The sequence below is a fragment of the Petrotoga sp. HWHPT.55.6.3 genome, assembly GCF_002895495.1.
GTDB lineage: Bacteria > Thermotogota > Thermotogae > Petrotogales > Petrotogaceae > Petrotoga > Petrotoga mobilis.
The window spans coordinates 50,876-76,208 of the sequence record NZ_AZRJ01000009.1 but is presented as its reverse complement, the minus strand read 5'-3'; the positions used below and the strand labels follow the sequence as shown (position 1 = coordinate 76,208).

Genomic DNA, 25,333 nt, shown 5'->3' with positions numbered 1-25,333 from the left:
AGTTTTCATGAAAAACTTTGACGAACTGCTGAATAGAGCAAAGTCCAAACCAACAAAGAACATTGTTCTTGTCTGTGCAGAAGATTTGGAAGCTTTGAAGGCTTTATCAAAAGCAAGTGAAGAAGGTTTTGCAAACCCTGTCTTGGTTGGAAATAAAGAAGAAATTAAAAAAAATTTGGAAATTGTTGGAAAGGAATTTGATATTATAGAGGCAGAAAATCCACAGGAAGCTGCAGAAAAGGGTGTTCGTCTCGTTTCAAGTGGGGCTGCTGATCTGCTGATGAAAGGTAAGATAAAAACCTCTGAATTGTTAAAAGCTGTTTTAAACAACGATTGGGGATTAAAAACGGGAAATTTGCTTTCTCATGTTGCCCTAGTAGAAACACCTTATTTGGATAGATTACTTCTAATAAGCGATGGTGGAATGATAATCCATCCAGATTTAACGCAAAAGGTTCAAATTATATACAATGCCGTTGAAGTAGCCAAAAGTCTTGAAATAAAAACTCCTAAAGTAGCTCTATTAGCGGCAGTCGAAGTAGTTAATCCGGATATGCCCGAAACAATAGATGCCGCCATATTGACCCAAATGAACAAAAGAGGCCAAATAAAAGGCTGTATTGTCGATGGTCCCCTTGCCCTTGATAACGCTATAAGCGAACAAGCTGCCAAGATTAAAAATATAAACAGTGAAGTTGCAGGTAAAGCAGATATTTTAATTGTTCCAGATATCCATTCCGGGAACTTGTTAGGAAAATCTGCGGTATATTTCTCAGGGGGAAACGTGGCAGGTATTGTAGTGGGAGCGAAGGCTCCCGTGGTATTAGTATCAAGAGCCGACAACGATCAATCGAAATTAGCCGCTTTGGCACTCGGAGTTTTAAACTCTTGAGATTTCTCATATAACATAAAAAAACACTGAGAAAAAGTGGCATATACTTCCTGCAAGCACTATCAAATGCCATATAGCATGATGATATGGGATTTTTCTCCATACGTAAAATATGGTCCCGACTGTGTAAAGAATGCCTCCTATAACCAACCAAACTACTCCCCAGAAATCCAAGTTTGTAACTAAAGGCTCCATAGCAAATACAACCAACCATCCCATGGCTATGTATAAAATTGTTGAAAGAATCCTAAACCTTTTAACAAAAAATATTTTAAAAATAATGCCTATAGCTGCCAAACCCCATACTACAGAAAATATAATCCAACCTAACCTTCCATTCAACGTAATTAGTGCAAAAGGTGTGTAAGTACCCGCTATTAAAATATAAATTGCCGAATGATCGAATATTTCAAAGAGATCTTTTATTTTTTGACGTTGAAAGCTGTGATATAGTGTTGAAGATGTATAAAGAATAATCAAGGACGAACCATATATAACCGAACTGAAAATACTCCAAGGTTGTCCGTTAATCGCTGAAAAAACTACCAATAACACCAAAGCAGCTATACTCAACAATGCTCCTATACCGTGTATAACGGCATTAGCTATTTCTTCACCCGTGGTAAATTTTTCGATATTATCTAAATCCTTCACCCTATTACTCCTTTCGCATCTTTCATTTCAAGAAATTCTTCTCTCAAAATGTCCATAAATATTATATCGTATCTATTGTTTTTAAAAAACTTTGCTTGTCTTCGCCTGCCTATTTCTTTAAATCCTGCTTTTTGGTAAGATCTTATGGCTCTTTTGTTGTATTCAAAAACCTCTAACATAATGTTATTTAAGTTTAAAACGTTGAATCCATAATTCAACAACAATTTAATGGCTTCGGTACCATATCCTTTAGACAGATATTCTCTATTGCCAATAAAAATCCCCAAGACACCCGATTGATTAATTCTATTAATGTCATGCAACCCACAATTACCTATCAGCTCTTCTGTTTCTAAATCCACGATGGCAAAAAATACATCGTTACCTTTTGCCATTTTTTCCAAGATATCTTTTTCTTTTAGCAAAGAAATGATATTATCCTCTACCATCATGTTTTCTGATATTTCTGGGTCATTTAACCATTCCGTGTATTTTTCAAAATCATCAGGATTAACTGGTGACAAAAAGCATTTTTCTCCTACTATTTTTTTAAAATATTTACCCATAATGTCCTTCCCCCTATTATTCTGTTATACGATCTTTAAAATAAACTCCCTCTTCCCACTACAGCTAATTCGAAAGTCTTTTTATCTCAAAAGGAGCCCTTCCCAGTATTTCGTATTGCCCAGTTCTTTGATCTAACCATATTTCTCCCCAGAACATAACTTCTTCCCCAACTAAATCATAGATATCGTATCCGTCAAAAAAGGCATCAAACTCCTGTTTTCTTATTCCATAGTAAAAATCTTCGCCTTCAGAGATAATTTTGTAATAATTTTCGCCTTCTTTTATAACATCCTTTACTTTGGCCTTCACCCACCGCATTCTACCTAAATCCTTTTGGGTTAAGGCATCAGATTCCACGACAAGACTTTCATCATCATATTTTTCAAAGATGCCTTTTCTATCTTCATATGCTTGGATATAAGCTTTAACAAATATTTCTTGCTTTTTTGAAGTATCTTCATAAAACAACGGTCGGGCTAATCCATTTTTTAATATTTCTTCGTTTAATAATACTAAGTTACCTTCTTCATCTTCATAATAAACATACGCCAAAACTCTGCCATAATCGTCAAACTTATCCTCATCAAACTCTAAATATACGTTCCTGTTTGCAACATTTATTAGTCTATCTTTCACAAATTGATACGACTTATAGCCATACTCGCTAATGGGCTTACTCCCAGCTTTGATCTCTGGTGTGTCTATTCCAATCAATCTTATACTTTCAGCGTACTGGTAAGTGTTAATCGTGTCTCCATCGAATATAGAAGAAACTTTTGCTTTTTCGAGGTTTTCTATATCTGGTATTGTTATTAATTCTTGCGAATTAGCATAAACTACGCTTAATACCAATAAAAGTAACAGAAAAAATGAAGATATTTTTCTCATATGATTTTTCTCCCTCTGTAATTCAGGGCTTCCGAAACATGACTTATTTCCACATTCCTTGAATCAAAAGTGTCAGCTATAGTTCGCGAAATTCTAACTACCCTGTTTACCGATCTTGCAGTTAATTTTAAATTGATAGCTGCTTGTTTTAGAAAGTCTTCCGCTTTTTCAGTAAGAGCAGCAAATTTCTTCAGCTCTTTATTGCTAAGTTTCCCATTCAATTTATTTTGCCTTTTTATCTGTATTTGGGAAGCCTTTGAAACTCTTTCTTTAATCTTTTCTGAGCTTTCTCCATCTTCCTTGGACATGAGCTCGTCAATTTTTACCCTTGGTACATCTATTCTTATATCTATTCTATCCAATATAGGACCTGATATTTTTCTGTTGTAATTTAAGATCTGGTTCAAACTACACGTACATTCAATCTCCTTATCTCCATAATATCCGCATGGACACGGATTTTGAGAGGCTATAAGCATGAACCTTGCAGGAAAATTAGCAACGGATTTTGCTCTTGTTACCGTCACTTCTCCGTCTTCTAAAGGCTGTCTTAGGGACTCTATTACATCCGTACGGTACTCGGGAAATTCATCCATGAATAATACTCCATTGTGAGCCAAGCTTATTTCACCAGGTTTCGGAACGGCCCCTCCCCCTATTATTGAGGCCGTTGAAGCTGTGTGGTGAGGAGATCTGAAGGGCCTTTTATCGATTATCGTGTTCATATATCCAGCAACTGAATAGATCATAGTTGATTCGATGATTTCTTCCCTCGTCATATCTGGTAATATTGTTGGAACCCTTTTAGCTATCATTGTTTTTCCCGAACCGGGAGATCCTCTCATTAAGACGTTGTGAAATCCACTGGCTGCTATCTCTATACCCCTTTTGGCAAAGATTTGACCTTTGATTTCACGAAAATCCAAGTTGTAAGACGGTTGTACAATATCCTCATACTTTGGAGAGTATTCATCCAAAATACCCAGCGATATATTTTCGATATCTTTCAAATTATCTATAACGATAACTTCGTTTTTTTCTACAAATTTACTTTCCCCCTGATTTCCGCGTGGAATTATGAATTTTGCTTGTTGATTTCTTTCTTTTATGTACATCAAAAAAAGAGATATCCCAGAAACAGGTCTAACTTCTCCATTCAAACCGAGTTCACCAAATATATAGTAATCATCACTTAATTCTTTTATCTGACCAGACGCTTCCAACAAGGATACAGCAATTGGTAAGTCAAAATGTGAACCGTCTTTTCTCATAGAGGTGGGTGAAAGATTTGCAACTATCGATCCGTTAGGAATAGTAAACCCAGTATTTCTAATGGCACTGGTAACTCGTTTCTCACTTTCTAAAACAGATGTGGAAGGCATTCCTACTATTTTGAATGTCTGTTGGGTAGAACGAGAGTTTACATCGATTTCTACTAAGATATTTTCTACTTTAAAACCGTCTATGCAGCCAGTTTTTATCTTAGAATATTTCATCTTCCCCCCCTTTGGGTACGCTTTTTAATTTCAATTGCCATTATCTAATTTCTCCTTACCCAATTTTTGGGTGATAAAAATGATGATGGCAAAAGTTAAAAAAGGAATGGCGTAGGAGATATTAAAATTAATATCACCAATTACCCCCATGGAAGTTGCGATTATCATAGCCCCAATCCCAGTGGAACCAAAAGCCAACCCATTGTACATCCCTAAGATTCTCTTTGGAAGATTTTGGTTGGAGTATTTTTGAATACTTGGAAAAATGGCAGATAAACTAAAACCAACGAAAAGAAAGAAAATAAAGTGTTGAAATATCAGTAACAACGCAAGACTTATTATAAGAGAAATAGAGAAGTACAAAATGGTACCCAATTCTGTTAATTTTCTGTTTAAAAATTCCGTAATTGCCCTACCAAAGGTAAAAACAACCCAAAATAAACTTATAATTATAGATGAAAATTCCTTAGAATAATTAAAAACATCATGGAAAAGGTTTGCACTCCAAGTTATTATGCCTATTTCACTTCCCGAATAGAATAAGAATATCAACAATGACAAATAAACAAATTTTTTCCTTATTATACCTGTGGCTTCTTTAAATTTAATCGCTTCATACTTTATGTTTTGAATGGGTTTATAAATTAACACAAAAATGAAAAGTAATGAAATTAATATTAAGTGTATAAAATACACAAATCTAAAATCTAAATTCATAACTAAAAATAAGCTAACCAAAAGGGGTGCTATTATTCCCCCAATTCCAAAACTCGCGTTTAAAAATCCAAAATTTTGGATTTTTCTATCAAGATGTGAAAAAGCGGAAGTTAAAGTCATAAAAGCGGCTCCTGTGGCTACTCCAAACAAGAAAACTGATAATACTACCATGGGGAAACTAAATGCAGTTACAAATAAAAACAAACCCATAATTAGAACAATTAAAGCACCTATCAAGAAATTTTTATAGCCTATCTGGGCGATAAAAAAGCTGCCTATAAAGTTGGATATCATGGTACCAAAGGTACTTATAAACGGTAATGAAGAAGAAATAGTTATTGAAACAGAGAATCTTTCTTGAATGGAAGTCATAAGAGGAGCAAGAGTATTCATGACCATCGAAAATAGAATCATTGATATGTATATAAAATTTCGCGTGTTCTTTTCGGTCAACAACGTCACCTCTGCTTTAAACTTTGAGTGTATAAGTGTGCCTTTCGAGTTATCTCAGGAATTTTATACTTTGTGGCAAAATGATAAGTAAAATCCAAAGCGTTGTTGAAATCAACCAAGTTGCCAGGAGATACAAATACAGGTTTCACATTGTCTCTTGTTCTCAACACTATTCCTATTTTCTCATCTTTATGGTACAGAAATGTGAATTCACCTTTTTTCTTTCCTGGTTCTTCGTATTCACCAATTAACTTAGATTTAGCAATTCCTATAGTAGGCTTTTCAATAAAAAAAGACGCATGTGTAGCTATGCCCATCCTTCTGGGATGGGCATAGCCTTGACCATCAAAAAAAACAATATCAGGTTCAATTTGAAGTTTTTCCCAAGCCTTTAAAAAGATAGGAAGCTCTCTAAAAGCAAGAAGGCCTGGTATATATGGTAAGGTAATCTTATCCACGGCATATGTTACATCGATCACCGATAATTTCTTAAAATCCATCGTTACAATTACAGCTAATCCTTCGTCTTGTTGAAAGGAAAGATCAACACCGCTTACTAAGTTTGGTACATCAGAGAAATAACTTAATTTAACCTCTTTAGCCAACTGTCTCTGAATTTTGATCATATCTTTGGGAGTCATATCGAAGCTATGAACGAGCTTATATTTCATCTACCTCACCCAGTATGGTACAATAAACTTCTATACCTTCGTCTTTTCCACCAATTCCCAAACCGTTGCCACTCTTGCCTTTTAAGTTTATTCGGCTCACTTCTAAATTTAAGATGCGTGAGGTATTATTTTTTATTTGATCAGATATAGGACTAATTTTCACACTATTAGATATGATTAGCGCATCTATATTATTTATCTTAACAACATACCTTTTACTTATCAAATCCATAGTCTTTTCTAAAAGTATAGAGCTATTAATATTTTCAAATTCTTTACTTTCAGGAAAGTACTCCCCTATCGACCCCAAACCGCACATCCCTAATAAACTATCAATTATCGCATGAAAAAAAACGTCTCCATCCGAATGGCCCAATAATCCATAACCTTTTGGATGATTAATTACAACTCCACCCAATATTAATCTTCTATTTTCAACGAAAGGATGCACATCATAACCAAAACCAATTTTTAACATGCTTCAACTTTTCCTTTTTGGCATTATTATAAACATGTAACTGTTGTCTTCTATAGGTTTTAAAATGGTAGGTTTTTCCTCATCGGATATATCGAACTCAAACTCCACAGTTTCTATTCTTTCTAACGCTTCTCTGAAATATCTCGGTGAATAAGCAATCTCAAGATTTCTACCTTCTTGCTCAACATCAATCTCTTCTTTTGCTTCGCCAACATCGGGAGAACTTGCATAAAACTGTATTCTTCCATCTTCAATATTTAATAAAGTATATTCCTCACTTCCAGCTGTGATAGACATCCTTTTCATAATAGCCAAAAATTCTGAGGTTTTAGCCTTGATCTTTGTTATAAAACTCTGGGGAATTATACCCAAATAATTAGGAAACTCGGCATCTATAACGTTAAAAATCAGCTGGTTATTATCTTCTTCAAAATCAAAGAGAACTTGCGAACCACTTTGAACTACTTTTATCTTCTCTGTCTTTGCTGCTGAAAGTATCGTTTTTAATTCATCCATACTTTTTAAGGATAAAAGAAATGGTGAAAGAACATTGTCATCTTCCAGCTTACTTTCAGATAGGGCTAATCTATATGAATCCGTGGCGACTAAATTCAAAAACCCTCCTTGCCTAAAGTCCCAGTAAACGGCATTTAAATTGCGTGAAAGGGAAGAAGAATCCTTTAAAGCACAAAAAATTACCTTATCAATCATATTAGTAATAACTGTTCTATCTAGCGAAATTGAGCTCCCTGTAACGTCAAAAGCAAGAGAAGGAAACTCATCAGGATCCATGGTAGGTAATCGAAATACAGAATTTCCACCTGAAATCTTCAAAACTCCATCCAAAGTGATCGTAATTGTCTCAGAAGTGAGATTTGATAGTATTTCCAAGAATATCGTCTGTTCCACCACTGTAGAAAAGTTTTCATCACTATCTTTAACCTTCAGCCATTTGTGAAAACCGGTCTGCAAATCTGTAGCATAAATATGTAACTCATCGTCTTCTACAGCCAATTTTATTCCTTTCAAGATAGGGTTAGCTGTTTTTCTTGAAACAGCATTACTGGTTAATTGAACAGCATTTTTTAAAACCCTTGTATCTATTTCAAAAGACATCAAGTTTTCCTCCCTTTGGAAGAATTAGGGTTTCACTATCTCAATTTTACACTAAAAAAAAATTTAAAGCAAGAATAAATTAATTAAAAATTATTCGTTTTGCTCTCTTTCTTTTAGTTTCTTAGCCAAAAATGTGGCAACGTGATTCCCTTTGGTACCTCTTCCAAAGCCAGCGTCCATGTAATTATTGATCGCTAAATCATTGGTTATCTGAGTTCCTCCAACGATAAGTAATAATTTATCTCTAACTCCTTTTTCTACAGCAATTTCATGTAATTTTTTCATATTTTCCACATGAACTTCGTTATGAGTAATAATCATAGAAGCTAAAACCGCCTGGGCTCCAACTTCTATCGCACTATCTATGATTTTTTCTGGGGGCACAGAAGTACCAAGGTAAACGTAATTTATTCCATATTTTTCTATGCCTCCATGTTTTATATCTAATATTTCTCTGATACCTATGTTGTGCTCATCATTGCCTATCGTTCCAGCTACTACTTTTACCTTGTGTTTACCAAAAAATTCAAAAAGCTTGTCATCACTCATCACTTCGTTCTTTTGGGGAAGCTCTAACTCATCCTTTTTAACAAAAAAAGGTACCTTTGCCTTCAATTCAAGATACGTTCCTTCCGATGGATGTAAAACGGCAGAATGAATAACATGAATATCTTCGAGTCCCATTTTTTTGCATATTTCGACCGCCGCTGCTTTGGCGTATTCTTCAGATTCAGGGATGGTCATGTCCAATTGTATCCAACCATCATAACTCCATTCAACTTCTGGTTTTATAAGATTATTTTCTTTGTATTCTTTTATTTCTTGCAATCTTTTTTCGACATTATCACTCTCATCTAACTCGTCAATAAATTGAATCTTTTCTCTATTATGTAAGGTACAACCACCGATTAAATCACAAGGTTTATCTAATCCTTCAGGTAAGGCGTTGTACCCAAAATGTTCACAAACGGGTGCCATATAATCTTTATCCCTTGGTACAACAGAGCCTGCCGCAATTTCTCCGTTCTTTTTTCGGGCTATTCCGTCTCCTGCTCTTTCAGGATAGTACCCGTTATCTACAAACATGCCATTTTCTAAGGCTTCAAAATATCCACCCATTTCTATTATTTCTTCGAGCATCAATATAGCTCTCATCTTCAATTCTCTTACTTCTTTTCTAACTTGTTCTTCATCGATTTTGAGGTATTGTTTAATATTATCCGCTGATATCAATGTATGTTTAGCCGTTTCGACACCTCTAATAGAATTAACGTGCCATGGAACATTTCTACCTTCGTCGGGAGTAATAGTTGATTGAATGTCTGCAGAGGTTAACCGAGAAATGAGGGTATTTAAAACGTGAATCCTTGTGGCATCGAATAAATCAGATTCGATGTACCTTGTGTTCATTTGAGCTCTGAACTTGTAGCCTTTAAACAGTTCTCTCAATGTAACGGCATAGACCAAGTTGATTCTGAACTCAGGAGAAGGGGAAACTACAGGGGGAACGGTTGATAAAGCGATATTTTCTTTTTTCATGCCTACTTTTAATGAAAATAGCGAGTTTATAGCATGTTGGACCAAAAGCTCCGGCATCACGTTTCTAGCTTTTTTAGCAGATGCGTTCGCGTTATGGGCACCATCTATTTGGAGTATATTCGCCCAAGCCATCACTTTTTTTGCAACAGCGGCATCCACAAAAGATCTTATAGGATTGATACCTCTGTACAAAATATTGTACTGTGGATCTTGGTGAGCTCCATTAACCCCCTCTTCGGCAAACATTACAGCTATTTCAGGGCCTGCTACACCTGAAACATAACTGTGAAAGTTTATGGGTCTACCTACTTCGTCTTCAATTAGATCAAGCGCTTTTCTAGTTGCCCTCAACTGTTTTCTCGTTATCGGTATCCCACCAATACCTTCAGGGGTCCCTTCCATAAGACCGTCTATATGGCTTTGCCCAAGTGTTCTTATGACCATAATATGATCTGCTCCGTGCCAGGCAGCCATGCGCATTCTTCTAACATCTTCCTCAAATCTTCCTGAAGCAATTTCCGATGTTATCACCGTGTCTGGTTGTGGGTCTAGGTTATCAAAGTAATGGGCCGCAGGAAGAGGAATCGAGTTTTTCAAATCCTCACTTATCTCATAGTAATTAAAATCGCTTTTTTTGGTTCCTTCAGGTAATTTTTTCCTCCAAGTCCATCCCTTTCTTCTTGGTGTGTAATGTTCCAAATCGTTTAAAATCTCTTCTATGTTGATCTTTTCATTTGGTTGAAGTTTCATTTGTATCACCACCTCTAAAGATATTCTCAACATCATCCCAAAAACGACCGTTTAATAGTGCCTCTCCCGCTTCCATTATTCCTATATTTTTTTGTTTTGCGATTTTGTAGACCACATTCCCTGCTCCTTTTGATAATAAATTTTCTTGTACAATCTTATCAACCAACGCCTTTGCCTGAAGGGAATTAAACCCCATTCTCAGCAAGACAGATCTTTCTATAGAAGGAGAGGTATGTGTTTCTGCCAAATTTACTAAGGGATCTACTACCTTTCCAACTAAATTCCAAAAATAATTGTCTAATTCCTCATCAGTCATACTTTGAAGTTTCTTTGACCTTTCCTGAAAGTCATCGGCTCTTTCTTTCACAAAGACTCCTCCTTTGCCTTTTTAATCAAGTTTATTACCGAATCTTCATCTTCCCTTATTTCCTCTGATATGAATTGAATTTCTTTTTGAGTGAAATCAGTTTTTCCAAGTCTTTTTATAAGCTGGTTTACATACGATTCTTTCAATTGAGACATTGGAATTTCGATGTAGCCTATTTGTGAAGGATCTTCAGGTATCACGATTCTTTCCCCTGGTTTATCATCTTTAATTGGATCGCCTGATATTACTTGAATCCCATTTTCTTTGGCAAAAGTGAGTTGGGCACTTGGTAACTTCCCTGCTCCTGTGTATTCTGTTTCGTTTACAACTATTATTTCATCCTCATTCATTTCCCTTGCCAAAGCAAAAGCTGCCACCAGCGAGGTATTACCAGCAGGTCCTCTTTGTAGCCCTTCGAGTTTTGCGAGTAATTCAGTCATATAGAATACTTCTCCTTGAGTTACAAGAACATATCTGTCCATATACCTCAACACCCTTGCCGCATTCCTTGGAACATCGGATCTGTCAGGAAAGACCGCAAACGGGATCCCGAATCCAGTGTGTCCTGTAGTGAAAGATTTTCTATTGAAATCTTTATCAGAAGCCATATGCAAGCCTCTTAAATCAACGCTTGCCCCAACAATCTTGGTTGAATCTGCCCCAGCTTTTTTTAATCCTCTTGCAGTTCCAGTGGTCAAACCTCCTCCTGCATGGGTACTTACAACAAGATCTGGGAATTTCCCTGTCAATTCTTTGGTTTGATTAGCTATCTCCACACCCAACGTTTCTATTCCGGTAATGCCGTAAGGTGAGTAAAGCGATGCATTAAAAAATCCTGTTTCTTCAAGAAGAAGAAGGGTATAATAAAACAATTCCGGTCCTACACTTACTTGAACAACTTCACTTCCATAAGCTGCACACGACCTTTCTTTTTCTAAGATCTCAGGTTGACCAACGCCTCGAGAATCGAAACATTCTTGAATTATAATAGATTTTAAACCTCTTTTAGCTGCTTGAGAAGCTACAGCAGCGCCATAATTACCACTTGTTGCTGCTATAACGCCTTCATACCCTAATTTTTTTGCCATATATACACTTATAGAAGCCCTTCTATCTTTGAAAGAACCTGATGGGTTAGTCTGTTCATCCTTAACAAAGATCCTAGCTCCTTTCCCTTTATCAGACAATTTTTTAATCAATTTGTTTATGTTTTTTAGTTCAACAAGGGGAGTGTTTCCAACACCTGTTTCTTTTTGGATTCTTACAACTTCTTCAATTGAAAAACCCGACTCATTCATCATCTTTTCATAATCAAAGGCGATTCCTTCTATTTCATATTTATTGTAATCAAGTCCTACAGATTTTTTGATGATCTCTACCTGTCTTTCCATCACCGCTTTGTAAGATTTATCCATTTCTTTCAAAAAATTACTGCAGTAGGCTTATTACCCTAGTAGGAAAAGAAATGCAGTAATTTTTCTTCCTCCTTTCAAGATATTTGATCAAGATATTCAATACTCACCCATCGGAGTCAAGGAACTGGCTCCAGCATTCCAAAATTTCGAATTTAGGCTGGTGGCTTTTCGCCTCTGTCTTCAGACAGAGGCAGTTTATCCTTGTTAACTTTTAACAATTCGGGAATAGGTTCCCCAAAGTTATGCTCGTATTTAGGATTAACTTTTTCCAATTTTCCTTTAACTAATCTCCCAATAGGTGTTTTAATGGTGACGATATCGCCTATTTCAGCCTCTTCATCTTCCAAAAAACCTTTTATTCTAACTTCAAAAGGTACTTTTTTGGTGTCTTCCGGCAAATGTGAAGCCCTTTCTTCAGGATTTAAAACAATGTAAAGAATTTGAACCCATGCACCCTTTTTTATCTCCATAAATCTAACCTCCTTCAGTGAACCTCTGCAAGTAAAGCTCTTGGTATTGGCAAATCCACCATGGTTAACAGACCAGGCCGAGCTTCAACTACAGAGGGAATCATATTGGTGGCTATGGCAATTGTGCCTTTGCCACCTGGTATTTCAGGATTTATACCCATTGAAATATCAGGATCCCCCTGAATTGTTATATAATCTCCTGTTTGAACGTTTTCTAAATGGGGAAGTACTTGCTGAGGATGCTCAAGTTCTATCAACAGTTCATTTTTGTAAAATGCCTTTGCGGTATGATTACACCCTGCTACCATCCCTGGTTGAACCTTAACATACTTTGTTTCCCTCACGACATTAGAAATAATAGGTTCTCTTTTTTGTTCGATGCGATCAATTTCCCATCCTAAAGCCTTGGCTATCATATGTATTGACTGTTCAAACCCTATATGACCTACTATCTTTCCGTTTTTTATTCCTTGTTCAAATTCTTCTGGTGTTGTTCCCACACCTTGTGTTTCCATAACCGTTGGTCCAAAAGGTGAAAGATCATTAATTCTGGCTGCTTTAATCCTCTGAACATTCAAACATACTCCTGTCAATGTTATAATTAGTGTATCAAGGACAAACCCTGGATTTACACCAGTCCCTAAAACCGATACATTATGTTCCTTCGCAACGGTGTCAATTTCATTTGCAGCTTTTGGATCTTTTGAAAAAGGAAAAGCCATTTCTTCAGCAATGGTAATTACGTTTTTGTTTTCTTTTAATATAGAAATAATCTGATCCTTCACCACTGAGATAAAAGAGTTAGTAGCGATTACAACAAGATCTGGATCTGTTTGTTTAACCATTGTTATAGGATCAGGGTAAACTTTTATTCCAATTTTTCCTAAACCCAACAACTCTCCAACATCTTTTTCGATATATTCTTCCCTGAAATCGTGAACACCAACTAATTTTAGATTTTTCTTACTTAATATATTTTTTGCTATACCACTCCCCATTGCTCCAAAACCCCAAACACTTACTTTATACAATTTAAAAACCTCCTTGCAGTGTATTTGCTACAATGTGTGAAATTTTTTTCATTATCAATTATATCTTACAACATTATACCTTCTTTCTCAAACTAGATAATTCCCAATTAAGACGAAAAAAAGGCGTTTAAACGCTTTTAAAAGCGATTAAACGCCTTATACTCCTTTTTTAGACTTCTTCTTCTATTTACCGCCCACGCTTAAATCCCTTATCAACATAGTAGAACCGGCTACTGGACCTAAATACTTGAAATCAGAACCTATATATTCTAAATTATTCAACAACTCTTCCAGCGTTCCAGCTAAGGTCATCCCTCTAAAACTTCTTACAAACTCTCCGTTTTCAATTAATCTTCCACTTATTTGCACAGAGAATCTTCCAGAAACCGGATCGGCGGTATGCATACCCATTATGTTGGTGACATAAAGAGCTTTTGGAACATTCAAAATATCTTTTCTCGTCTTGTTAGCGATAAAATGAAGGTTTATCGTTCCAATGGAAGGATTTGGAGATTCCACCGATGCAAAACTGTTGCCGGTTGGTCTTGCACCCAATTTTTTTGCAGAATATATGTTATGTAAGAATCCTTTTAGGACACCATTTTCTATAACGTTGAATCTTGAGGTATTGGTTCCTTCATTGTCAAAGGAGGCTATGATTGGTGCAGAACCATTCATAGGATCATGTATGAGGGTAACCGATGAATTGGCTACTTTCTCACCTAATTCATCTTTCAAAAAAGATTTACCTTTGTATACATTTTCTCCCGATAAAGGAGTTATCAATGTCCCTAAGAACATACTAGAAGCGAAAGGACTCATGACAATATCATATCTACCAGAACTTAAAACCTCTGATTTTAAACCTGACACCGCCATTTCTACAGAATTTTTTACAATACGATCTATGTCTATAAGCCTGTAGCTTTGAGATAATTGATAATCAAAACCAAATGAGGAATCTTCTCCTTCAATTGCTGCTAAACTAATCGAACTGGCAGCGTTTGTAAACAAAGCGTTTTTGTAAAGACCATTCGTATTGCCAAAATGAATCCTGGTTAATGCAACTTCATACTCAGCACCACGAACAAATTTTATCCTTTCATCTTCACTCTTAGCCTTTTTTTCTAGTTCTTGAGCTAATTTCATAACCTCGTCTAAATTCATATCCTTTGTGTCTGCATCGAAAGCCCAATCTATGTATGTAAACTGTTCGTCATTTGATATGTCGTTTGCTTCGTCTTTTTCTGTATATTTAGTCATTTCAATTGCTTTTTCAACAGCTTGCATTATTCCTTCTTCTGTTAAAATATTAGATGACGATGTGGCTGTTCTTCCATCGGGAGAAATAACTTTGATACCTGCTGCTCCCTTTTCTCCTTCGGTTAACTGTTCTAACTTTCCATTACTGAAAGAGGCATTCTTACTTTCAGTGGAAATCACATTTATCTGTCCTTTAAGCCCTTTACTTTTTATCTCTTTCATGGATTTTTCTATAATTGATTTTATATTAGTCATTAATTGTTACCCCCTTTTACTATTCCACCAACAATTAACTTCGGTATTCTTATGGTAGGCTGGGCATCGGAAACTGGAGCCCCTTGACCGTCTTTACCACAGGTTCCAACACCATATCCCAAATCATTACCAACCATATCTATGCTTTCTAAGACTTTTAATCCGTTGCCAACTAAGCTCGCTCCACGGATCGATTGCTTTATTTCACCATTTTCTATAATATAACCTTCATCAACTCCAAACTGAAAATCACCACTTATTACATCAACTTGTCCCCCACCCATCTTTCTAACAAATATACCGTATTTTACAGATTTAATTATATCTTGTGGATCATCTTCTCCTGGTAAGATCATCGTGTTTCTCATCCTAACGATGGGTAACACCATATAAGATTCCCTTCTACCGTTACCTGTGGGTTCAACACCGAATTTTTTGGCAGTAATTTTCGAGTGCATGTATCCTTTTAACACACCGTTTTCAATTAAAACGGTCCTCTGGGTAGGAGTTCCCTCGTCATCATAATTAAGGGTCCCTCTTTTGTTTTTATCTGTTCCGTCGTCTACAACGGTAATTTTTTCCGAAGCGATTTTCTTTCCAACTTTTTCTCTGTACACAGAACCGGAAAGTACCAAGTCTGCTTCCATACCGTGCCCACATGCTTCATGTATCATGGTTCCTCCAGCTTCAGAAGACAAAACAACCGTGAATTCGCCTGCAGGAGCATCCACTCCTTCTATTTGTGAAACTACTTGTCTGACGGCGTCTTTTGCTACTTTTTCTATCATCTCATCTGTAAAAAATTCAAATCCCATGTTTGCTCCATCGGAGGAATAACCTCTAAACAAATTCCCTTCTTCGTCCTGTGCAAATATTATAGCAGCATAACGTGGATAATTTCTAATATCCTCAACTATTTTCCCTTCTGAATTCACTATTTTTACCTTTCTACTACTATCCGCATAGGAAACGGTGATCTGTTTGATGCGTTTATCGGCATTCTTAAGTAATTCTACACCTTTAAGAACCTTTTCTACTTTTTGTTCTACAGATACATTGTCAAAAGGTATTTCAAAGGGGGCAAAATCCCTCTTTTCTGCCTCTTTCAATTCTTCAACCTTTACGATATCATTAGAGCCAAATCTTTCGCTTGCGTTCTTTCTCAAAGTCTCAGCAAGACTCATAAGATTCTCGTATGTGGGATCGTTAGTATGAGCAAAAATCGTTTCTTCAGCTGATACAACCCTTATACTTGCACCTTTTGTACTTGAAAAATTTATTTTTTCAATTTTACCGTTATCGTAAACAATCGAGGTACCATAAAAATCTTCATAGAAGATTTCTGAATACTCTCCCCCCGATGAAAGAGAATGGTTTAAAATCTCTAAGTATTGAGCATTACTTAAATTCACTTCTATCCCTCCTATAAAAAGTTAGCAATCCTTCCTTTCATATTATATCATATTTATTCCTCTTGGAACTTGTATTTGTATCAGTAATTATAATTGTAACCACTAAAAAAAAAAAGAAAGGCGCCAAAGATTGGACGCCTTTTATACGTATAAAATTATTTATATAGTTTTTATATCAAAAGTTTTTGCGACCGTCTCCAAAACGTTTGGTGATAGAAAGGCAGGCAGTGTTGGACCTAATCTTATTCCCTTTACTCCCATATACAACAATGATAATAAAACAGTTACAGCTTTCTGTTCGTACCAAGCTATGTTGTATTCAATGGGTAGTTCGTTTATGTCCTTTAAATCAAATGCTTCTTTCAATTTTAAGGCCGTTAAAACTAAAGAATAAGAATCATTACATTGCCCTGCATCTATAACCCTTGGTATTCCATCAATATCCCCCAAATCTAGCATATTGTACCTGTACTTGGCACAACCTGCGGTTAAAATAACGGCACTTTTTGGGAGATCTTTGGCAAAATTAGTGTAATATTCACGATCTTTGTTTCTTCCATCACAACCACCCATGACGTAAAATTTGGTTATTTTACCAGATTTTACTGCCTCGACAATTTTATCAGCAACTTGAGCTGTCTGTTCATGAGCAAATCCAATAGTTATAGCTTTTCCATCTCTTTTTTTGATGGGGCCAATTTCGAGTGCTTTTTGTATTACAGGAGTAAAATCCTTTTGACCGTCCTTTTTTCTATTTGGTATATGTTGAACATCTGGCCATCCCACAAGTCCGGTTGTGAAAATTCTGTCTTTGTAGGAATTTCTTGGCTTTTGAATACAATTCGTTGTCATTACTACAGCTCCACCAAAATCTTCAAACTCTTGTTGTTGTTTCCACCAAGAACCTCCAAAATTTCCTGCTAAATGTTCGTACTTTTTTAATCCTGGATAGGCGTTTGCTGGTAGCATTTCTCCATGCGTATATACTTTGATTCCTTTACCTTTAGTTTGTTCTAAAATTTCATACAGATCTAAAAGATCATGGCCACTGACAAGAATAGCGGGTGTTTCGTATGTTCCTGTGTAAACTTGGGTTATTTCAGGATTTCCAAAGGTAGAAGTATTCGCCTCATCTAGTAAAGCCATGGCGTTTACCCCATATTCGCCTATTTTCAGCACTAAATTCATTAATTCATCAACGGTGATATCTTCACGTAAGGTTTCTGCCAAAGCCTTTTCTATGAATGCAAGTATATCGTCGTTGGAGTGTTTTAAGATATAGGCATGATCGGTGTAGGCAGCTACTCCCTTTAAACCAATTACAAGAAAATTCTTAAGCGATCTTATATCTTCGTCTGATTCCGATAAAACACCTACTTCAACGGCTTTATTTAAGTATTCGTCTTCATTGTTATCTTTCGGATTCCATACTGCGGCATCAGGTACTTTTTCCTGAAATTTTTCGTTGTATTTTTTTTCATAAACTTCTTTGAATTTATTTTCTATGATTCTTCTTTTATCTACTGCTTCATCAATGTATTCAACTATTCTTCCTTCATCAAAGTTAACATTCGTTATTGTTACAAACAAGCCTTCTGCAACAAAAAGGTCAACACTTTCATCTTCTACGTTCAATTCCCTTGCTTTATTAGCCCAATAGGAAATCCCTTTTAGTACGTAAATCAATAGATCCTGCAAGTTTGCAGTTTCCGGACTTTTTCCACATACACCTTGAGCAACACAAGCCTCATTTCTTAAGGTTTCCTGACATTGATAACAAAACATCTCCATCTTTTCTTTCCTCCTATCTGAAATTTTATTTTTTTACCACTGAAACCTTTCTTTATTGAAGAAACTTTGAATTTCCTTTCATTTTAAGTATAATTAAATCGGAGTAATTTTGTCAGTAACAAATGTTACGCACTTTGTTTTTTAAATTTTGAGGTGATTGAATCATGGATAGCTACATTGATAAGATAGGTAAATTAAAGATATTTAAAAATTTTTCAAAAGCTGAATTGATGAAAATTTTTGGTAATGTTCGATATTCAATTAAAAAATTTTCAAAAGGTTCCCTTATCTATACTTCTGGGGAAAAAGTTGAAAAATTAATGATCTTAATCGAAGGAGAAGTTATCAAAGAAATGGTTGATTTTAATGGGAAAATTTTAGAAGTAGAAAGGATGAAATCTCCGGATATTTTAGCTTCTGCCTTGTTATTTTCAAAAGATAATTTCCTACCTGTCGATGTTTTAGCGGTTAAAGATGTTGCTATACTTTATATTGAAAAAGAAGATTTAATAAGATTATTTCAAAGTAACAATGTTCTTTTACTTTCATTTCTTGAAGATATAGGCGAAAAGTTTCAGTTCGTAACTGCAAAATTACGGGTAAACTCTTTTCATACAATAAGAGAAAAAATCACAATGTATCTTTTAAACCTTTACAATCAGCAAAATAAATCCAACGAGTTAACTATACCTCTAACTTTAGAAGAGTTAGCCAACTTATTCGGTGTAACAAGGCCTTCTTTATCGAGGGCATTTTCGCAGATGCAAAAAGAAGGTTTATTCGTTAAAAATGGGGACAAAATAATCTTAAGGAAATTGAAGACTTGATTATGCTATAATTGTTATGACAAAAATCATAGTAGGGAGGGAATTTAGAAATGGAGATCTTTTTAGACACCGCAAATATAGAGGAAATTAGAAAAGGTGTAGCTTGGGGAATAGTTGACGGTGTGACAACGAATCCAACGTTGGTTTCAAAAGAGAATGCAGTATTTGAAGAAAGAATCAAGGAAATTTGTGAAACTGTAGAAGGGCCAGTAAGTGCCGAAGTGGTATCCACAGATTACGAAGGAATGGTAAAAGAAGCCAGAGAAATAGCAAATTTAAGTGAATTTGTGGTTGTTAAAATACCTTTGATTCCCGATGGAATAAAAGCGATAAAAACTTTATCCAAAGAAGGTATAAAGACCAACGCGACTTTAGTTTTTAGCCCTTTACAAGCTCTTCTTGCAGCCAAGGCAGGAGCTACATACGTGAGTCCTTTCATCGGTAGAATGGATGACATAGGAAACACTGGAATGGATATAGTAGAAGAAATTGAAGTTATCTTCAGCAATTACGGATATGAAACTAAAATTATCGTGGCTAGTGTTAGACATCCTCAGCATGTTTTAGAAGCAGGTTTGATTGGAGCAGATGTTGTTACTATGCCCTTTGAAGTGCTTGAGAAAATGTTCAAACATCCCATGACGGATATAGGTCTTGAAAGATTTTTGAATGATTGGAAGAAGTATCAGGATTATCTAAAAAGCAAAAATAATTAATTTAAAAATAATAGACGTAAGATGCCGTATAATACCCCAGGAAAGAACCAGCTACTACGTCTGAGAGCCAATGCACATCTTCATAGATGCGAGAAAGCGATATACTTGTTGGTATAATATAAATCCACCAAGTGTACTCTTTCGCATATGGGGTGTATACAGACCAGGCAATGGCGGAATGTCCTGAAGGAAAAGAAGTATAAGTCGCCCCTTGAGTGAGGGGAGCGAATGGCTTAAATGAAAATGAACCATCTTCAGCATATGGCCTTTCTCTACCAACGACAATTTTTGTTAGCAAGGTTATTCCTCCACTAATAACGGAAGATATAATAGCATCTTCAGATACTTTTTTTAGCCTGTAATCGTTTGTAAGATAACCAACTGTGTATCCCACCACTGGTGTTGCAACAAGAAAGTAATAATCATATGTAGTTAAAAAATTGGAAATTATATCTAAATAAGAATTAGTATTATGCTGAACTAGGTTTCTGCTTAAATCATCTAAATTGAGAGTGAACTTAGACGTGGGGGTACTCTGTTTAGTTACAGTATCTTCAGCGGTAATTATGCTTGAAAAAACAAGAATCACTATTAAGAAAAGTATAAAACGTTTTCTCATGTGAATTCCTCCACCCTTTGATTAGAAGATGAAAAATAGCATTACTACAATATAACCCATTATAGCACAAAAAATGGGAATTATTATTTTTTTTATAACACTAAACATATCGACTTCAAAATATTTTGATGTAAGTAAAAGACAGAGATGTACAGGTGATAGAAGAACCCCCAATACAGAGAAAAAATATGTGGTAATTGCAACCGGTACCAAAGAAATAACTCCCGCTTCAACGAACGACAAAGCTATCGGCATTGTAACCGCAAAACCTGCTTGAGTTATTCCAGTTATCAATCCTATAATAATCGGAGAGATCATTATTATCCACCATGGACTTACTCCCCAAGTAGTTAGATTTTCTACAAAATCGTTGGATAAATTTGACACAGTTACAAAATTTTTGTACCAAAAAACGAACAATAGCAACAACACCGTTTCCCATCTTATATTTAGAAGATCTTTGTAGTTTTTATGATAAAAGGTATATATTAAAGATACCGCTAAAACAACAAGCCAACCAGGTAAAGAAGCAATTACCCCGATGATTATAATTAATATGGGAAGAATCGATTCAAAAAGTTCTTTCCATAATTTTTTGTCTTTTTTTAAACTGATTTTACCGTTTTTGAAGTATATCCAACCTCCGATAATTGCAAATAATCCTATAGGAAGTTGTATTAACAATAATTTTGTTAAACTTATCCCCGTAAGAGCGCTTTCTAAAATTAAAGCAGGATACAGTATCCAAAAGAACTCCATACTATGCCTGAACCAATAGTTCATTGCCGTAGCTTCGACCCTATTAATATTGCTTTCTTCGGCTATATCTTTAACCATTGGTGCAGTGAACATTGCCCCTCCTGGCATGGGGAGTAACCCCAGTAACATAGGCATCAATCCGACAGCCTGCCTTGAATTGAATAATGTTCTTATGTTTTTGGCGAATTTTTGTGAGTTTCCACTTGCCTTCATAGTATCTGATAGTAGATATATTCCAAAGATAACAACTATCACTTCGTAAAAATCGCTTTGTGTAATAGTTTCTAGGAAACTACTACCAATATAATTCAAATTCAAAGAAACTAGCGCAGTTACAATTGTTGCAACAAGAATAGCCCAATGGACTTTTTTTATCAATTTTATAGATATCACCATACTAATCAAACCTGATAATATGGAAACTACAGCCAAATTTTTCACCTCGTTTTTTGTTAGTGAAACTTACTATTTTATTATACCATAAAAAAACGTGCCATATTCAATGGCACGCCTATATCCTTGAACCCCTTTCAGGGCGTTTTTTTACTACTGTCTAAATTTAGTACATATCTGGTGTTGCTGGCATTTCTGGACCTTTTTCTTCTTTTGGTTCTTCCGCTACCAAAACTTCCGTTGTTAGAAGCATGGAAGCAATCGATGCAGCATTTTGAAGTGCACTTCTTGTAACCTTAGTTGGATCAATTATTCCAGATTCAAACATATTTACATATCTTTCTTTCAAAACATCATATCCATATTTTGAATCATCTTTTTCAATTATTTTTTCAATAATTATAGCAGGTTCTAAACCGGCATTTCTGATTATCTGTTTTACAGGAGCGTCTAAAGATTTTGCTACTAATTGTGCGCCTATTTTCTCATCTCCTGATAATGTGTTTGCGAATTCCTCAACAGCTTTCTTTGCTCTGAGTAACGTTACTCCTCCACCTGCAACGATCCCTTCTTCTACAGCTGCTCTTGTTGCAGATAAAGCATCTTCTATTCTATGCTTCTTTTCCTTCAACTCAGTTTCTGTAGCCGCTCCAGCTTTAATTACTGCAACTCCACCAGATAATTTTGCTAATCTCTCTTGTAATGTCTCTTTCTCGTAATCAGAACTTGTATTTTCAATTTGAGCTTTTATCTGTGCTATTCTTTCTTTTATTGCTGTAGGTTCACCTTTTCCTCCAACAATGATAGTATCTTCTTTTGCGACTCTTACCAAATCAGCTTGACCAAGATCATTAATGGAAATATCTTCTAAGGTGAGACCAATTTCTTCGGATATTACAGTACCACCGGTTAAAATTGCAATATCTCTTAGCATTTCTTTCCTTCTGTCTCCAAAACCAGGAGCTTTAACAGCTACTGATTCCAATGTTCCTCTTAGCTTGTTGAGAACCAAGGTAGAAAGGGCTTCCCCTTCCACATCTTCAGCAATTATTACCAACGGTTTCCCAGCTTGAGCAACTTTTTCTAAAATTGGAACTATTGATTTTACAGCTGAAATCTTTCTATCTGTAATTAATATATAAGGTTCTTTCATTTCTGCTTCCATTTTTTCTGTATTTGTTACAAAATATGGAGAGATGTATCCTCTATCGAATTGCATTCCTTCTGTGAATTCTACATAAGTTTCAAGAGTTTTAGAGTCTTCGACGGTTATAACTCCATCCTCTCCGACTTTGTCCATAGCTTCTGCAATAATATTTCCAATTTCTTCGTTATTAGCAGATATAGAAGCAACGTGGGCTATGTCTTCTTTGCTCGATAACTTTCTGCTGGCATTCCTTATCTGTTCTACAGCTTTGTCTGTAGCCTTAGCGATACCGTTTCTCATCAATATTGGATTAGCACCGGCTGCAACATTTTTCAATCCCTCTTGAATCATAGCTTGGGCTAAAACTGTAGCGGTAGTTGTTCCATCTCCCGCAACGTCATTTGTTTTGGAAGCTACTTCTTTAACTAACTCTGCTCCAAGTGCTTCAAATTTATCTTTCAATTCAATTTCTTTAGCAATGGAAACACCATCATTTGTGATAGTTGGAGATCCCCAACTCTTTTCTAAAACTACGTTTCTTCCTTTAGGTCCCAAAGTTATTTTAACAGCATCTGCAACTGTATTAACGCCTCTTTCTAAAGCTCTTCTTGCATCTTCATTAAATTTCAACATTTTTGCCATCTTATCTCAACACCTCCTGTTTTTTAGTCTTCTACTTTTGCTAGTACGTCTTCCACATCAATGATGATATAATCCTCATCATCTATCTTGATTTCAGTTCCTGCATATTTAGAAAAGATTACCTTGTCTCCCACTTTTAAATCATAATCTTCATCTAGTTTCCCAACTTCTTTAACTTCTGCCTTTTGAGGTTTTTCTTTTGCTGAATCTGGTAGTACTATACCACCTTCAGTTTTTCTTTCTTCAGTAATGGGTTTAATGAGTAGCCTGTTTCCTAATGGTTTCACTGTCATGTGATGATACCCCCTTTTTTATTTTAATTATTTTATTTCAATTTTTTATTTTTGTTTTTTAGCAATCAAATATTAAGAGTGCTAATTTTCATATGTATCATAACACATATTGGTAAAAGTATCAAGAGTCAAAAAAGACGATTATGGGTGATTAAAGACGATTATCGGAGATTATTTTCGATTAGAAGGCTAAATCTCGTTTTTTCTCGTTTTTTCTCCAAAATGCTCGTTTTTGCTGCTTCTTTAACGTTTGTGTAATTATTTTAATACATATTTTTAAACTTTTCTGCGATCTTGACAAACACTTTTAATACTTCAGGGTCGAATTGCTCTGGAGAAGTTCGGTTGTCTCCTTCTAATAATATTTTCATGAAAAATATTTGCAGGAGACTCACCAGAAAACGGGCTTCCGCCACACAGCCTTACGGCAGATAAGGAAGCGGTGAGAGGAATGCAGAGTTTTCTCTCCTTTCCCATAGTAAAGTTTTAGCTTTATTTACCAGGATTAAATCTTTGCTTTTTGCACTTCTATGAATTACTGTGCCATCAACTTTTCTTATATCAAAATATCCAGTTGAACGTCTTCCAAATATGAAACATTCGATACCGTTGTATCTTATTTTATCAAACAATCTAAAACCATGTACTAGATAAGGTGCTTGGTTAAGTTTTCTTATTCCTCCCTTTAGAATTTTAGCTTTGTGTATTTGTCTATTGTGTCGTCTAACTTCTTTAATGTGATAATAATGCTCTAATTGTTTTGCTTGAGGATGACCACTAATACATAAAGCGTCTATTCTATGTGTTTTAGGTAAACCATTTTGTATTCTTGTATTTTTAGTGATATATCCATAAGTTAGATGAATGTTAGGGTATAGTGTTTTTAATCTATTGTATAAAGTCCATCTCATAATACCCATAAATGTAGCATCTTTAAACTTTTGTCCTCTTTTAAAATTCAATTTAATCTTTCCATCGTGGTAATCCTTATGGCATGTTTCGCACAATGTAATTAAATTATTGGGTGCATTTCCACCTATTTGTCTACTTTCGATGTGGTGAACATTGAGTCTTTTATCTTTGGTTTTGCCTTTGCAGTGTTGACATGTATAGTTATCTCTCCGTAGAACATATTCCCTTACATTCCAAAAATCTAATTGTTCACCTTGTTGGTATTGTTTGCCTTCAATATAAGGATTCTTAATCTTTTGTATATCGAAATTTGCAACTTCTACTACAATTTTTGTAATAGGAAGTATGCTATGAACTAGATCAATCAATTTAATGTGCGATTTTATTTTATGTTCTACCGATGGTGCAAGCCATCCTTTGTTCTTACTGTGAACACGATTTAAAAAACGTGGTTTTCTATATCTTGTTTTTCTGAAACGTCTACCTTTACGATACTGTCGTTTTTGAGATATAAGTTTAGGTATATCGTCCCTTATTTCAACTTCTGCTGCAAAAAGTTCCTTATTTTCAGTAGTAGCAGACAATCCTACAGTTTTACTTCCTGCATCTACTCCCAAAGTAATAGGTTGTTTATAACCGCTACTACCATAGAGCAGTTGAATGGTAAAAGGTTCTTTTCTAACAACCTTGGCTTTTCCCTCTTTAAGTAGCTTTCTTGCCTTTGAAGGTTTACAAGGCATAAGAGGTTTCCCATGTTTGTTTAAAACGTACACTAACATAAAGTGTGCCTCCTTAACGGA

24 protein-coding genes are annotated in these 25,333 nt (G+C 35.4%); 3 read left to right on the top strand and 21 right to left on the bottom strand.

Translation table 11 applies throughout. The features are described from left to right. Window positions 1–7 precede the first annotated feature (7 nt). A complete protein-coding gene (locus X926_RS03595; RefSeq protein ID WP_103065039.1) occupies window positions 8–892 on the top strand; it encodes a bifunctional enoyl-CoA hydratase/phosphate acetyltransferase in 885 nt (294 codons plus the stop codon). Window positions 893–898: 6 nt separating this feature from the next. Here the strand turns inward: X926_RS03595 and X926_RS03590 are convergent, their stop codons facing one another. The 16 genes from X926_RS03590 to hcp form a co-directional block, all read right to left on the bottom strand. Next, window positions 899–1,546, bottom strand: coding sequence for a hemolysin III family protein (locus tag X926_RS03590; protein WP_103065038.1), 648 nt, complete (start codon window positions 1,544–1,546; stop codon window positions 899–901). Beyond that, window positions 1,543–2,112 (bottom strand): GNAT family N-acetyltransferase, encoded by a 570-nt coding sequence (locus X926_RS03585; RefSeq protein WP_103065037.1) that lies wholly within the window; start codon window positions 2,110–2,112, stop codon window positions 1,543–1,545. The genes X926_RS03590 and X926_RS03585 overlap by 4 nt, the downstream gene beginning before the upstream one ends. Before the next feature lie 64 nt (window positions 2,113–2,176). Next, complete coding sequence (locus X926_RS03580; protein WP_103065036.1) at window positions 2,177–3,001, bottom strand: thermonuclease family protein; 825 nt, start codon at window positions 2,999–3,001, stop codon at window positions 2,177–2,179. Then, window positions 2,998–4,497 (bottom strand): YifB family Mg chelatase-like AAA ATPase, encoded by a 1,500-nt coding sequence (locus X926_RS03575; protein ID WP_103065035.1) that lies wholly within the window; start codon window positions 4,495–4,497, stop codon window positions 2,998–3,000. The genes X926_RS03580 and X926_RS03575 overlap by 4 nt, the downstream gene beginning before the upstream one ends. A 30-nt stretch (window positions 4,498–4,527) precedes the next feature. Further along, entirely contained in the window at window positions 4,528–5,667 is a 1,140-nt protein-coding gene (locus tag X926_RS03570) for a sugar MFS transporter (RefSeq protein ID WP_103065034.1), read from the bottom strand. A 5-nt stretch (window positions 5,668–5,672) separates the two neighbouring features. Then, entirely contained in the window at window positions 5,673–6,338 is a 666-nt protein-coding gene (gene nfi / locus X926_RS03565; protein ID WP_103065033.1) for an endonuclease V, read from the bottom strand. Beyond that, complete coding sequence (ispF, locus tag X926_RS03560; protein WP_103065032.1) at window positions 6,328–6,816, bottom strand: 2-C-methyl-D-erythritol 2,4-cyclodiphosphate synthase; 489 nt, start codon at window positions 6,814–6,816, stop codon at window positions 6,328–6,330. The genes nfi and ispF overlap by 11 nt, the downstream gene beginning before the upstream one ends. A gap of 3 nt (window positions 6,817–6,819) precedes the next feature. Then, window positions 6,820–7,932 carry a DNA polymerase III subunit beta gene (gene dnaN / locus X926_RS03555; protein ID WP_103065031.1) on the bottom strand — a complete coding sequence of 371 codons (1,113 nt, stop codon included), beginning with the start codon at window positions 7,930–7,932 and terminating at the stop codon, window positions 6,820–6,822. Between the two features lie 90 nt (window positions 7,933–8,022). Beyond that, window positions 8,023–10,221, bottom strand: coding sequence for a D-ornithine 4,5-aminomutase subunit OraE (gene oraE / locus X926_RS03550; protein WP_103065030.1), 2,199 nt, complete (start codon window positions 10,219–10,221; stop codon window positions 8,023–8,025). Further along, a complete protein-coding gene (locus X926_RS03545; protein ID WP_103065029.1) occupies window positions 10,202–10,588 on the bottom strand; it encodes an ornithine aminomutase subunit alpha in 387 nt (128 codons plus the stop codon). The genes oraE and X926_RS03545 overlap by 20 nt, the downstream gene beginning before the upstream one ends. Next, complete coding sequence (ortB, locus tag X926_RS03540) at window positions 10,585–12,003, bottom strand: 2-amino-4-oxopentanoate thiolase subunit OrtB (protein WP_012208987.1); 1,419 nt, start codon at window positions 12,001–12,003, stop codon at window positions 10,585–10,587. The genes X926_RS03545 and ortB overlap by 4 nt, the downstream gene beginning before the upstream one ends. A 152-nt stretch (window positions 12,004–12,155) precedes the next feature. Further along, entirely contained in the window at window positions 12,156–12,473 is a 318-nt protein-coding gene (gene ortA / locus X926_RS03535) for a 2-amino-4-oxopentanoate thiolase subunit OrtA (RefSeq protein WP_103065028.1), read from the bottom strand. Between the two features lie 14 nt (window positions 12,474–12,487). After that, window positions 12,488–13,504 (bottom strand): 2,4-diaminopentanoate dehydrogenase, encoded by a 1,017-nt coding sequence (ord, locus tag X926_RS03530; protein WP_103065027.1) that lies wholly within the window; start codon window positions 13,502–13,504, stop codon window positions 12,488–12,490. Between the two features lie 183 nt (window positions 13,505–13,687). Then, window positions 13,688–15,022, bottom strand: coding sequence for a TldD/PmbA family protein (locus X926_RS03525; RefSeq protein WP_103065026.1), 1,335 nt, complete (start codon window positions 15,020–15,022; stop codon window positions 13,688–13,690). Beyond that, window positions 15,022–16,434, bottom strand: a complete 1,413-nt coding sequence (locus X926_RS03520; RefSeq protein ID WP_158245187.1) for a TldD/PmbA family protein — start codon at window positions 16,432–16,434, stop codon at window positions 15,022–15,024. Before X926_RS03520 ends, X926_RS03525 begins: the two co-directional genes overlap by 1 nt. Before the next feature lie 159 nt (window positions 16,435–16,593). Further along, window positions 16,594–18,225: a hydroxylamine reductase gene (gene hcp / locus X926_RS03515; protein WP_199171169.1), complete on the bottom strand. Its 1,632-nt coding sequence runs from the start codon at window positions 18,223–18,225 to the stop codon at window positions 16,594–16,596. Between the two features lie 164 nt (window positions 18,226–18,389). Between hcp and X926_RS03510 the strand changes: the two genes are divergently transcribed. After that, the gene (locus tag X926_RS03510; RefSeq protein ID WP_103065024.1) at window positions 18,390–19,052 is read left to right on the top strand and encodes a Crp/Fnr family transcriptional regulator; all 663 of its coding nucleotides are present in this window, start codon (window positions 18,390–18,392) and stop codon (window positions 19,050–19,052) included. 50 nt (window positions 19,053–19,102) lie between these two features. Then, entirely contained in the window at window positions 19,103–19,768 is a 666-nt protein-coding gene (gene fsa / locus X926_RS03505; RefSeq protein ID WP_012208980.1) for a fructose-6-phosphate aldolase, read from the top strand. 1 nt (window position 19,769) lies between these two features. Here fsa and X926_RS03500 read toward each other — a convergent pair whose 3' ends face one another. From X926_RS03500 to iscB, 5 genes are all read right to left on the bottom strand, one after another. Beyond that, window positions 19,770–20,387 carry a phosphatase PAP2 family protein gene (locus X926_RS03500; protein ID WP_012208979.1) on the bottom strand — a complete coding sequence of 206 codons (618 nt, stop codon included), beginning with the start codon at window positions 20,385–20,387 and terminating at the stop codon, window positions 19,770–19,772. Window positions 20,388–20,408: 21 nt separating this feature from the next. Continuing rightward, entirely contained in the window at window positions 20,409–21,587 is a 1,179-nt protein-coding gene (locus tag X926_RS03495) for a DUF401 family protein (protein ID WP_369973672.1), read from the bottom strand. A gap of 118 nt (window positions 21,588–21,705) precedes the next feature. Continuing rightward, entirely contained in the window at window positions 21,706–23,328 is a 1,623-nt protein-coding gene (gene groL / locus X926_RS03490; RefSeq protein WP_012208977.1) for a chaperonin GroEL, read from the bottom strand. 23 nt (window positions 23,329–23,351) lie between these two features. Beyond that, a complete protein-coding gene (gene groES, locus X926_RS03485; protein WP_012208976.1) occupies window positions 23,352–23,621 on the bottom strand; it encodes a co-chaperone GroES in 270 nt (89 codons plus the stop codon). Between the two features lie 422 nt (window positions 23,622–24,043). Continuing rightward, window positions 24,044–25,312: an RNA-guided endonuclease IscB gene (gene iscB, locus X926_RS03480; protein WP_103065023.1), complete on the bottom strand. Its 1,269-nt coding sequence runs from the start codon at window positions 25,310–25,312 to the stop codon at window positions 24,044–24,046. Window positions 25,313–25,333 lie beyond the last annotated feature (21 nt).

What these genes read in the sequence shown, in the direction of transcription:
- X926_RS03575 (WP_103065035.1), bottom strand. Translation starts at nt 4,497, where the DNA reads ATGAAATATTCTAAGATAAAAACTGGCTGCATAGACGGTTTTAAAGTA.
- groES (WP_012208976.1), bottom strand. Translation starts at nt 23,621, where the DNA reads ATGACAGTGAAACCATTAGGAAACAGGCTACTCATTAAACCCATTACT.
- groL (WP_012208977.1), bottom strand. Translation starts at nt 23,328, where the DNA reads ATGGCAAAAATGTTGAAATTTAATGAAGATGCAAGAAGAGCTTTAGAA.
- nfi (WP_103065033.1), bottom strand. Translation starts at nt 6,338, where the DNA reads ATGAAATATAAGCTCGTTCATAGCTTCGATATGACTCCCAAAGATATG.
- X926_RS03595 (WP_103065039.1), top strand. Translation starts at nt 8, where the DNA reads ATGAAAAACTTTGACGAACTGCTGAATAGAGCAAAGTCCAAACCAACA.
- X926_RS03510 (WP_103065024.1), top strand. Translation starts at nt 18,390, where the DNA reads ATGGATAGCTACATTGATAAGATAGGTAAATTAAAGATATTTAAAAAT.
- ispF (WP_103065032.1), bottom strand. Translation starts at nt 6,816, where the DNA reads ATGTTAAAAATTGGTTTTGGTTATGATGTGCATCCTTTCGTTGAAAAT.
- X926_RS03500 (WP_012208979.1), bottom strand. Translation starts at nt 20,387, where the DNA reads ATGAGAAAACGTTTTATACTTTTCTTAATAGTGATTCTTGTTTTTTCA.
- ortB (WP_012208987.1), bottom strand. Translation starts at nt 12,003, where the DNA reads ATGGATAAATCTTACAAAGCGGTGATGGAAAGACAGGTAGAGATCATC.
- X926_RS03585 (WP_103065037.1), bottom strand. Translation starts at nt 2,112, where the DNA reads ATGGGTAAATATTTTAAAAAAATAGTAGGAGAAAAATGCTTTTTGTCA.
- dnaN (WP_103065031.1), bottom strand. Translation starts at nt 7,932, where the DNA reads ATGTCTTTTGAAATAGATACAAGGGTTTTAAAAAATGCTGTTCAATTA.
- X926_RS03580 (WP_103065036.1), bottom strand. Translation starts at nt 3,001, where the DNA reads ATGAGAAAAATATCTTCATTTTTTCTGTTACTTTTATTGGTATTAAGC.
- hcp (WP_199171169.1), bottom strand. Translation starts at nt 18,225, where the DNA reads ATGGAGATGTTTTGTTATCAATGTCAGGAAACCTTAAGAAATGAGGCT.
- ortA (WP_103065028.1), bottom strand. Translation starts at nt 12,473, where the DNA reads ATGGAGATAAAAAAGGGTGCATGGGTTCAAATTCTTTACATTGTTTTA.
- oraE (WP_103065030.1), bottom strand. Translation starts at nt 10,221, where the DNA reads ATGAAACTTCAACCAAATGAAAAGATCAACATAGAAGAGATTTTAAAC.
- X926_RS03525 (WP_103065026.1), bottom strand. Translation starts at nt 15,022, where the DNA reads ATGACTAATATAAAATCAATTATAGAAAAATCCATGAAAGAGATAAAA.
- fsa (WP_012208980.1), top strand. Translation starts at nt 19,103, where the DNA reads ATGGAGATCTTTTTAGACACCGCAAATATAGAGGAAATTAGAAAAGGT.
- iscB (WP_103065023.1), bottom strand. Translation starts at nt 25,312, where the DNA reads ATGTTAGTGTACGTTTTAAACAAACATGGGAAACCTCTTATGCCTTGT.